Here is a 12,410-nt window from a genome sequence, read left to right on the forward strand (position 1 = left end):
CCAAGCTGCAAAGCGTAGTAATGATTTTCATTGGTTAATTGAGTACGCAAGCTAAATAAACTGTTAGAGGCTGGGTCTAAATTCATTTCATTGCGAACTTGGCTTTGTGAGTCAATGGTCAACTCCGTCATCGCACGCATACCACTGGCCATGTAGCTATACGCTTCAACTTCAAAACCAAAAGACGGAATTTTGTCAGGATCACGTTCGTAATCAATAATGACTTCGGCAACCACTTGAGTGTTATTTGGCAACGCTGGCGCAAAGGCAATGGCAATCGCGCCTGTGTCATTATTCACCGTACCGCTAATGGCATATTGAGTAGAACCAATCAACGTACCACCACTAATTGCAGTTGTGCCACTGATTGAGCCGTTACGCATATCAGCAGCGGCATAAAAACCGTTAACTAAAATTTGTGTACGACCTGCCATTAATTTTAGAGCGGGACTGGCTGGGTCAACATTCAAACGACTATCGCCTAAATACTGACTACGTGCTGTCCCTGTATAGTTGGTTTGGTTGCTGGTAGTTAACCCAATTAAACGGTTGGCCATCATATAAGGCTGACCGTTGAATGTGCCATCAATCGCCCCACCATCACTATAACCACCCCAATTTGACTTGGCGCGGTTATGTAAAATTAACGATTTCGCTTCATTAGATTTAATATCGGCAGGGAAATAACCTGCAAAGGGAATGGCTTCGGCCATTGCCGACATAATCGACACAATGGCACGATTAGGCTGTAGGCTATACGCATCCATGTGAGATTCAGTTGCAGAGTCAAGACGGATATTCAGGTCTTTTAAAGCCATTTGTGAGGACAAGGCATTATGTAATGCTTGCTCAATTAAATCGGCAGGCGCATCACAACCATGAGCAGCACGATAGCTTTCTGCCCCACCCATCACCGAGTCAAAAACTTGTAATTCAAAACCGTTTAACTTGCCCAATAAGTCATCTAACACTTTGGGGGTTGCAATGGCGTTGTCTTGATTCACGGAATCAAACACATCTTTTGCCGTTTTTGCACCATCGGCTAAACGGGCTTGAGCAGCAGCAAAATATTCACCAATGATGGCTGTATTAGCACTGGCATAAATACGTTCTGGCATAAATCTATCCTCGATGTCTGTAATCGGAGTTTTTTGTTTGGATAGACTTATGCTGACACAATAAAAATGGGAGTTTTGGGGAGGGTTACATTTTTGAAAGGCGTAAAAAACGCCTAATTAAAGGCGTTGTTATGATTATTATGTATGTGATTAATTGGACTGCATAGATAAGACTAAATGTAACTGACCAGTCGCTTTACATGATTGCATACATCTTGCGGCAAAATCGTCATAATCAACCGAAGAAGAGGCAATCACTTCAATTTTGGTAATCTGTTGGTCAAGTTGCTTTTCACCACCTTTACTTAACCATTGGTGCATTTTTTCGCTGTCTTTTTTTCGCGCCTTAACTTCTGCCAGTACGTCAGGCGGTAAAATTTCACTATAAATCCATTTAAGCGTAATTTGTCCAAACACAGATGGAGTGCCGTGACTATGACCTTTGTAATTTGTCTTAGTCACTTTTGCCAATGCCTGATAGTAGCTAGGTGGAAAACGTAACTCCCACTCAGATACTGTGTCTGCTAACAGCAACTTAATCATATTGGGAGGTTCGTAACTGGCACGAACAATACTATCTATTTGCTCATCACACCAAATAGCAAAATCAATATCTAGCCAACGCGCAAAAATTATGGCTAATTTCGGGTGTAACCATGTGCCACCACCTGTCTCAGGCGCACCTGCTCTTGTACGAACAAAACCAGTTTTTTTGACTAATGCCAGTAATCGCGCACGAGAAACGGCACTCTTTCCATCTAAGTTATTGATTTCTTTTAATTCCTGCACAAAATCGGAATTGCTTTGACGTTTTGCTAAAGCACAAACATAGGCAACTGTATCGCGTTGATTAAGCCAGTCGAACGGCTCTTTACCAAAACGCTTTGCCGCCTCTGTTGCATTAAACCAACCTGCATCAGTAAAACTATAAGCCTGACCACTAAAATCTATTTTAAGAACATTACTCATACTACACACCCACACACCACAAGAAGGGTGCAGACATGCGGTCGGTGGTGTGAAGTCTTCCGCCTTTTCGGGAGCTACCCTAGTCTGCGGTACTTATGGTAATGACAAAAAATAGGCATTTTTGACAGGGTTACGTTTTGAACAGCCACAAAAAAGCCCACTTTTTAGGGTGGGCCACTCACTAAACGCTTAATCAGGCCGCCAGCTCCTCTTGGCATAACCAATAATAATCGTCATCGTCAAAATCCAAAGAATCAAGTTTATCGTTTAACTCTTTGCGGACTTCGGCCAATAAATCGGCATGACTCGACCAGTTATCCCAACGTGCTTTTTGCGCGGTCATGGTTTGGACCTTGGCCAAGGCATCGGCTTCATTTTCAACTACTACGCCATGTTTAGCCGCCAATTTAGGATTTTTAACTGCACCTTTAATCGCATTTAATTGTTCAGCTATTTGTCGTTGCTTACGACTGGCAATACGCGCCATTGCTTCGGCTTCTTTTAACGCACTATCATCAAAACCAAACAAGTCAAAAGTATCAGGTTCTTGGCCTTTTTCACGGGTCAATGCCATAACTGCCTTAATAGTATTAAGGGCGTTATTGAGTGGTTTATGCTCGTTTAGTACGCGCAAACCAACCGCTTGCATGGCACTGTTATTAGGGGCAATGCTTGATATTTCGGCTGCCGCTTGGTCGCTGATAATCTCGTTACGGTGTTGGTTTTTTAGCTCCTCACTGCCTTTACTAGCAATAATAAAGGCACGTTGACCAATAGAACGCGCTATCAGTCCTCTACGCTCGGCTTCATCTTCGCTAATTTCGCTATGGGTAAAGTAATCAACATAATCTTTTACCTTGCCTTGACCATCACGGATATTTAATTCTGCATCAAGCATCATGGCTTGCTTAGCGGTAAAGCCCTCTGATTCTTTGTGTACTTGGGCTGGGATAGTTTTTTCACCACTACGGCGTGCTAAGTCAGTACGGTGACGGCCTGAGATAATCTCTAAACGTCCGTCAGTACGTTCCCATACTTGAATGGGCGCAACACCAGTCCGATCAAATTTACCACCTAACGCTTCAACGACACCCGACTCACCATCTGCACCACTCTTGAACTGAGGCACATCGTCAGACAAGGTTAATTTGTCTAAAGGCAGCTCAACCACGACTAAGCGTGGCAATTCTTCAACAGGTGATTCATCACCGTCTTGAATAGGGTCGCCAAACAAATCAAAGTCTTGGTTGATAGGTTCACCAAACATATCAAACTCAACATCAGGCTCAGGCTCTTTTAGCGTTAATCCTGCAAGCGTAGCAAGGCGTTTGATGTTGTCATAGCTGCCATTGGCAAGCGTTTCTTTAATGGCTTTGAGTGTTTGGTCAAGGTCTATGGCTGGCGTAAAGTTAAATCCACCTATGTCGTCAAAGTGATTGGTGTCGTCTATTACCTGCTCTCCGAACGTTTCTGACGTTTCAGCGGTGGACTGTGTTATCACAGGTGCAACTGGCGCGGAGAGAGGCTTTTTCTCTGCTTGAGCTTTACGCAAATTGAGCATAAAATTGTAAATATCGCCTCTTGCATGGGCGGAAGGCTGCTCTTCTTCGGAATCAGCACCGCTTTTGAAACCATGCAAAGGCGATATTTCCCTCAACACCACCTCATGCACATATAAACGCTGCATATTTGCGTCACTTCTTACCTCTATAAGCAGTCTATAAACCTTGTCATCAATAGAGACAGGCGCGGCAATAATAAATGCTTTTGGCTTCCCTTTAACTACTGGTAACTGTCCAAGTAACACCCCACTTTTTAATGCGTCAGGCACTAAATAAAAAGCCTGTGCTTTAATGGCATTCATCCCATGATTAGCAGAGTATTTTGCTGCTTTCGTATCAACCACAACTTCGCCTAAATCCTCACGATTAACCTTACCGCCTGTTTGCTCCTCCCAATGATGGCCTACCCATTCTGTCAGTAATTTTACTTTGTCAAAACGTGGCACTTCATCGCCTTTCATACTAGCAATGGGGTCTGCCTTATCAACCCACTCTAAGTTCTTAATAGCTTCTTCAATGGATATATCTATTTGCTCTTTAGTCTTAACAATCTTCAATCCAGCAACGTCTGCCAAAGACTGCATATTTTCAGGCGTAGCCTTGGTTAATACCGCACGAATAGCCACAATAACTGCTTTAGGGTCAGCATCACTAACCGCATCATAAACAGGCTTTTCCACAGCAAAATCTTCTAATTTTCCGCCATATCTGATCGCCCCTCTCACCCAATCAGGAATATCACCCACACCATCCCAAGTGTTAAATTTATTGTTGTGTTGCTGGTATTTAATCGGCAAATTATTTGCGCTTAATCCTTGATTAAATTGCGCCATTGTTGGGATGCCTTCGCGTTTAAGCACTTGCAAATACATCTTACTTCTATTGTATTGGTCAACATAATCACCATCAGCGTTAGGGGTGTCAAAAGTTGAAAATAAGGCACGTACAATATCTTTACGTTTTAAGCCTTCGCCTGTGACAATATACTTGCTACGGTTAGGGTAAACAGCAATACCATACTCGGCTAAGGCTTCATCAAGACGCGGTTTCCGTGGTTTGATACTGATATTTTCAATCGCATCAAAAAGACGGCTAATATCATCGTAATGTGATAAGTCTTTGACAACAACGCCTTGAGGCACATCCTGCTTTAATTCATGCTTCTCAAAAACATGAATCTTAGTATTAACGCGAGTACCTGCATTTTCAAAGGTTGAGCTTGGTAATGTAAATTCGGCTACCGTGTAAATATCTTTGAAATAACCATTGTCTTGATATTTCGCAATCAATTCATCCATTTTGCCAACAGGCAATAACGCAACAACACGCCCACCATCGCGCAAATGCTCAAAGGATTTTATCAAGTGTTTAATGGCTATGCTTCCACCTTGACCGAAAGGCGGATTCATCACAATAGCATCGTATTTGTTGTTTGAGCCATGACTTTCAAAGTCATCAACAATCACATTGGCGTTAGTGTTATTCATTCGCGCACGGCTTGCCAATGATTCGCTTGGCTCAATAAACGTAACACTGGCATCACTTGGCATATAACGGCCAATTGCGCCATCACCTGCACTTGGCTCTAATATGTCATCACCACTATGCGCCCCAGCCAAATTAACCATAAACAAGCCAACAGGCTCAGGCGTTGCATACCACTCTTTGCCCTCACGTTCACTACGTTTTGCGGTTACTTTTTGCTTAACCCAGTATTCCGTTTTGGCACGTTCAAAGGGTGATAAGGCCATGACTCGATTATTTTCTTCATCATAGGCTTTACCGCCAATGCCATCCATTAATGACGGTTCAAAGTATTCAGCTTCTTCGTAGGCACGGACTAATGCGTCTTTGATACTAACAACTGCTGATTCACCTTGAGCCAAGTTATCGACAGTCTCAGCACGTTCTGCAATCTTTTGAGCAAAGGCACTACGTTCCCAACCTGTACCAGTAGTTAAATAGCGTTGAATCGCATTAGAGGCTTGGCCTACACGATAAATACGGCCTTCGGTTTGGCGTAGTTTGGCTGGCTTTGTCGGCATACCAATATTGATAATCACGCGCTGATGCTTGCCTGTTGTATCGTGAAAACTGATACCTGTAGCGGCTGCATCTGATTGGGCAATCATTAAGTTAAGGTTACTATCATCACTATTAAAAAGGTCTGCATTTTTGGCACGTTGGCCTTTAGATATTGTACCGTTGAACATTAAGGCATCAGGAAAAGCCTTGCGTAAGGTAACTAATGGAGCTGGTATATCTAATTTAAGATTGATTAAATCAGGACGTTCACGCTTAAAGTCATTGTATTGCGCTTCTACTGCTGACGCATCATCGCCTGAGAATCCTTTCATCACAAAGGGATTGGTTGCACCACCGACATTGTAGTCATGGAATACAATCACTTTACGGCCTAAAGCCAAGTGCTTTTTAATTTGTTCAATGGCTTCTTGTGCTTTAATAGCTTCAAGCAATTGTAAACGTGCTAAATAATCAAAACGTTTATTAATCGCTCTTGATAAATCACTGTATTTGCTTTTACCGTCTTTGTCTTTGGTGTCCCATAGATAATTAAATCCTTCGTCAATTTTTTCGCCGATTTTGCTATTAACTAACACAAACTTACGGTCATAATCAAATGGCACTGACAACTCACGGCCAGACATTGCCCCTTCTTTTTTTAACTTCTCAGCAAATTTACGCTCTAAAATACCAACATCCACCTTAGAGTTTGGACGTGTTAATCGGTTATTACGCATCTTATAGCCAAAATTTGACATATAAAAACGCTCATACGCACCACCTGAATTATAAGCCAAGCCCATTGTGTCTGTTTTATTGCTAAATTTATCGGCTGGCGGCACAAAATCAAACAAATAGCCCTCTGCCCAATCCAATGTTTTGACATAACTAAAGGGGGTTGCTGTTAAAAAGATAACTTTTGTGCGGCCTTTTGGTTGTTCTGCCCATGTTTTTTGCCATTGTTCGCGTAATGGCTTTTTAAAAGCCTCCCAAGCACTAACTTCATCTTGATTATAGATGGGCAATCCTGTCTCTGGACTTTCGCCAATTGGCTTAGGGTCTTTATCTGCATGACGCATTTTTACCCATTCACTAAACCCTGCATGATGACCTGACAAGGCACGCAACTTAGCTAATGCGTTGGTATCTTCGCCTTTTTCGCCCTGCATGAGGTTATGGGCTTCATCAACAACAATTAAATCCCAATCACGCAAGCCTAGTGTTAAGTTTTGAGCCATATTTGCGTAGGTTGTGGCAACAATTTTATCTTTGCCGTTGTCAGTGATGCCGTCTAATTGATGAATATCTAAGTTAAGTGCTTTGGCTGACTTAATAAAATCACGAATAATTTTGTCATTCATGGACACAATTAAGATGTTCTTTTTACCTGCATTAGCAAAACGCTTTACCGCGCCTAAACCTGTAAATGTTTTGCCTGTACCTGTGCCATTGGTAAACAGCATCCCATTTTTATTTTCTTCAATTAACCGCTTTTCTAGCTTTGCTACGTCATCGCGCTGCTCAGGCAATAAATAGGGCAATGCTTTATCAATGTTTGCAGCGTTGCCCCATTGGGTCGGTGTACTCTCTGCTTTTAACTGTTCCGCCTCTTTAGCGGTTTGGGTTACGCTTCCAGCTCTCGTAGAAGTGCGTACAATTGCGCTATCTCGTTCTCTGTTAGTAGGTGTTCGTGACTCATTAGTGCGGCTGCTTCGGCTGCTCTTAGTGGTGGTATTGCTTGCTCCAACTCCACGCTCTCCTGCTCCATCAGAAACGCTTGTATCGCCTCTCGCTCCGACACCAATACCATCATTTTTTGGTAAGCTAAGGCCACTGTCTCGCTCACTTCCTCCTCGCGCATCAAGTCCGTTGACTGGCGGTCTAGCCAAACGTCCAAGTTCGCCTGATTCATTTGCATTGCCATTTTCAGCACTTTGTTTTTGATTAGTGCTGATTGTGTTGTCGCTATTTGATTCCATAGCGTTGCTGGTACTTGGTACATTGTTTTCACCTTGTAAAAATTTATCTCTATTAGTTATTAAGAAATAGCGTAAAGCTGCCTCTAAATCACTAATTATCTTTCTTTGTTCACCAAATTCACGCATCCAAAAATGGCTAGTATCAATCGTTGCTTTAGCATCGTTTATCAAAACCAACTCATTAGCATAAGCTGTCAAAGTTTGTGAGTTTTCAAGCCATTTACGCAATGTTGCCTTTGCTTTAATCTGCTTATCTTTGTAGTCAACTTCAAAGTCTTTTGATGCGAAAACATCACCTTTTTGATTATTAAAGGGTTCTATTGTCCAGCCAAACACTTTTAATGTATCTGCTAATTCTTGATGTGGATTTTGTACTTCACCTTTTGGCGTGTAAGTTGGTGGAGCTTCATTAGTTGGCGATATTTGTGGAACTAAGGTATTTTTATCTAAATAATCATCTTTATATAAACCTGCCATAGTTAGCTGTTTTAATGCTTTTTTGTCTAATTCATAGTCTTTTGACATAGCATAGTTAGTAATTGCTATGTGTTTATAACGTGGTTCTTTTCGTGCTTTATCAATGTAATAAGCAACCATGTCAGCTATATCATTAGGCTTTAACATGGCTGGATAGCTACCATCCACATACTTTCCTTGTTTTTCCATTTCTTCTTTATAAATCTCATGGGCTAAAGCACGCTTTACACCAATAGATAATTTATCAATACCTGCTTGAGCTTTGGCTAATTTTTCTTGTGTTTGACGCTCACGCTGTTGCTCTATACTGACAAACTCTGGGGGCTGCAAACTTGTATAAAGACTATTGGCCCCCTCATCAGCAATAGGCTCATAACGAATAGAAAAAGCATAGTAATTATTAGACTCACTGACATATTTGCCCGTCAGATTAATGCCTTCATACTTTTCTTCATTTGAAGTAATAGTCACAGTCCTTGCAATACCAAATAACTCACGGTATTTGTTGTACTGCCAAGGTAAAAATTTCCCCATGACTGACTTTTCTATTTTGCGATGCTTATTGTTATTTTCATCAACAAAAATTTCTTCTTTTTCTTGTGCGTATTTTAATAAGCCTGCTAAAAACTCTTGTGGTTTATCAGTCGTGACAGGCTCATCATTGGCCGCTTGTGGCGTATTACCAAAGTTATATTTATGTGTGCTATGACTTGATTTTGCTTTGTTAATACCATCTCTTGTCCAATTTTCTTTGGCATCAAAATAAAAACTATCACCACTTCCTTTAATGGTTACACCTTCTTCCTTTATCATGGTTTTCAACATATCAGAAAATGATGATTGCAGCTTTTCTAAAAATTCACGGCTATAACCTCTGCTAATGCTGACATAACCCAAACCATAATCAACAATCTGACCATCTGCATTGAGCGCATTCAAGTTATAGCTAGAATCGCTCATACCATCATAGCCATTGCCTCTAAAATGCTGTGCAATCACATCAACTAAATCGTATGACGCACCATCTACCCATGACACACTTACACTGCCATAAGCTGTACCACGGCTCATGGTCACACTAAACTTGGTATCAGGAAATAATTTAGTTAAAGTCTTTTTGAGTAGCTTCGCACCCTCTTTTGTCTCTAACCTTACTTGTGGATTTTTATATTTTTGCGAGGCTGGCTTAAATTTAAGCTCTAATGCTTTGATGTTGTTATCATCATCACTGACCAAGGTATCACTTTCAACGATTGCTACAGGCTCATTTTTGGGTGTTTCTGTTGGTGTTTGCTGAGTAGTAACGGCCTGTGACTCTAAGCCTAAATACTTCTCACGAATAAACCAACCGCCATCCTTTTTAAATGTAAATTCATCAATGGCTTTAGCTTCGCCATAGCTTAAATCTGTACGGACAACGCCACGGATAACCTTACCTTTTTTGGTGGTATGCTCAACAAATTGTACATTGGCTGTAGCTGCTTCTATTTTTAAGCCTGCCAATGTTGCAAGGGCAGTTACATTATCGGTTGTATTATTGGCTAATACGGCACGTATGGCTTTTAGGATTGGTGCGATTGCAGACATAAAAAAACTCAAGCAAAAAATAAAAACTTGAGTTAGTTTAATTGTGTTTTATAGGGTGATTTTTGATAGGTTACAGACACTAAAAAACCCCATGATTGGGGCTTTTACGCAAGTTAATTTAATACTACCTGACCTAAACCTTTAAGAACCTGTCTTGCTGCATTTACTGCGGCTTGACTTAAAAGATCAGGATCCACACTTTCAGCATCAATCAACTCTAAATCGGATAGCTTGGCTTGTTCAGTAAATACGTTAATTTCATCATTCACAATTTGACGTAAAAAGATGTTTTTATCTTCTTTAGGTTCATTTTGTAATTCTGGTGTATTTTCAACCTGTGCCTTACCACCCAACAAATCAACTAATTCAAGCACTCGCTTAGTCGTTTTGACTTTATCAAGTGCTTTTAGTTGCCCACCTTTCAAAGAGGCAACTAAACTTAACAACTCTTTTGTTAACTTAACTTTTTGTAAAACATTCATGTTATTTCCCTCTTAAACCGTGGCTGCTTGTGCAATGGCATATTGTGCAAAGGCTTCGGCTGCTTGCTCAAAAAGAGGTTCTAGCTCTGCATTTAAACGATCACCAATATCAGTCAGTTTGGCCTCGATTTCGTCAGCATTAGACAAGTCTGCTTTACCGTCAATAATAGATTGTAAGTAATCACGGTCGGGGTTAGATTTTGGCGTATTCACAAGTTCACGACGTTTAAGCACATAAGCCTCCACTTTTTCGTTAAACGCCTTGGCTGCTTTTTCAAAAGACTTGACATTATAACCATAATCACGCAAATCAATTTCTGTCTCAGTGATAATTGCACCACCTGTCGGCGCATTGTTATCGGTAACAGCTAAATAACGCTCTCTTGAATCAAAATAGGCTGACAATATGCGCGAGCCATCACTAATATCCCCAGCTTCCGCCAATCCTGCAAATTTTTTGCTAATACCCCCTGATACAGCATCTAAAGACCAACCGTATTGTGTTAAGGCTTCAAACACTGATTTTTTGTTGCTCAATTCAGGCGAAAAAAACTTACCATCAGGATATTTTGCAAAATCCCATTCACCTAATGCGTATAATTGTGGATTGCCTACTTTGCTAACGTAATACTTGCCATCTTTCTCAAAATAAAGATTTTCATCGCCTATATCTGTGATTTCAGCAATACCAATCTCTGATAATTTGCTTGAATCAACATTGGTGCTATTTACGATTTTAAGATATTCAATTTTAGGGAATATGGCTTTAGTCAAAAAGTCTTCCATTTTTGCAACAATCGCTTTAGGCGTTTTAGGACTGCTTCCGCCAATATCTCCAAATTTTTGATAATCAAATTTTTCAAAATCCTTTTTAGTTTTTTGGTCATCTGTGTAAATAAAAACAAAATTAGAAATAGTCATCTCTCCATAACTATCTCGTGGGACTGTTCTAAGTTCAACACGAATTGAATTTGTGTCGGTTTTTCCTTGTTTTTTAATCCATGCTGATAAACTAAGATAACCTGCATTATCAATAGATTTTTCAGCATCGGTTAAGTCAAACACATAACCTTTAGGCAACACCAAACGACTAGCCAAAGCCTTAAACTCAGCCAATAACTCTTTTTTGACTTCGTTCTCATCAAAAACAGCAATATCCTTGAGTAATCTATCTAGCTTCTTACCTTTAGTCTCAATGCCTAAAGACTTAGCAACAGCACGCGCATTGGCTAAATTAGTTCGGTAATCGGCTGGGCGTTCCTGTTCTTGCTCTATAGTTTGCTCAATAACTGGTTTATTAACCTCTTTCTCCGCTTTTTGCGCCTCCAACGCCTCAATATCTTTGTTAAGCATATCTAACTGACTTTGCTTTGCAATCACTTGAGCATTTAAGTCTTGCTCTTTGATGTTTAGCTCTGCTTTAGCACTATTGGCTTTCATAAACCGATCATGGTTTTTATCAACTAACTGCATAATACGTTTAGCAACAGTACGAACATTCAAGTCTTTACCTTGCTCTGGGGCAACAGCAATAGTGATGTCTTTTTTGTTAAGTACCCACTTATAACTAATCATCTCATCAGTAGGATCAAGTTTTTTAGGGTTCTTATCGGGATTGTGAAAAAATACACCCACGGCTTGACCATCATCCATTTCAAACCATGCAATCACATTTGCCACACCATTTTTAGTTAATGGCTTACTGACCACCACACGCACAGGTTTAACGGCTGTTGTTGCCGCCTGCATCACGGTTAATAATTGTTGGGCTTTACGCTCTAATTTGTTGTACTCCGTGACTAAAGCATCATAGTTTTCGTACACAAAACCTTGATTACCTAACTCTTGAACCATGTCAGTAAATAACATCGGCTCTAAAGCATGGTGTGAATTATCAGACTGGCGTATTTGATATAACAGCTTATGTACTTGGCCACTATGGCTGGCTAAATCTGTTCCTTCTTGCCCCCCCCAAATCACGCTGTCCAAACGCTCTAATCCTGCGTATGGCAAACGATTCACCGTGACAGGTCGTGATTTATCACCATTAGCAAGCCACCATTTAAGCTGCTCAATCGTGCAAGGCACAACACTCATTAAGCCTGTCCAGCCACGCTCAAAACAGTGTTGATAGGTGTCAATGGCTTGCTGTTGCGATAAAAAGCCAAGCATGATTTTGTGTTCATCAAAATAGCCGCCTTGCTTCTTTTG

The 12,410-nt window shown here is 40.8% G+C and carries 5 protein-coding genes; all 5 read right to left on the minus strand.

Annotation, left to right across the window (positions count from 1 at the left end; all coding sequences use genetic code 11):
- The coding region (locus C8N29_RS15740) for a hypothetical protein (protein WP_204509378.1) at positions 1 to 1,118 on the minus strand (1,118 nt) is incomplete at its 3' end.
- Between the two features lie 150 nt (positions 1,119 to 1,268).
- On the minus strand, positions 1,269 to 2,087 hold the full coding sequence (locus C8N29_RS15745) for a P63C domain-containing protein (protein WP_107867026.1): 819 nt from the start codon (positions 2,085 to 2,087) through the stop codon (positions 1,269 to 1,271).
- A 193-nt stretch (positions 2,088 to 2,280) separates the two neighbouring features.
- Entirely contained in the window at positions 2,281 to 9,717 is a 7,437-nt protein-coding gene (locus tag C8N29_RS15750) for an LPD29 domain-containing protein (protein WP_170107016.1), read from the minus strand.
- Between the two features lie 113 nt (positions 9,718 to 9,830).
- Complete coding sequence (locus C8N29_RS15755) at positions 9,831 to 10,199, minus strand: hypothetical protein (protein ID WP_107867027.1); 369 nt, start codon at positions 10,197 to 10,199, stop codon at positions 9,831 to 9,833.
- Between the two features lie 12 nt (positions 10,200 to 10,211).
- Positions 10,212 to 12,410 (minus strand): defense against restriction DarA-related protein (locus C8N29_RS16890; RefSeq protein WP_204509379.1); only part of this gene is annotated, 2,199 nt, incomplete at its 5' end.

It is taken from the genome of Agitococcus lubricus, from assembly GCF_003051055.1.
Classification (GTDB): Bacteria; Pseudomonadota; Gammaproteobacteria; order Pseudomonadales; family Moraxellaceae; genus Agitococcus; species Agitococcus lubricus.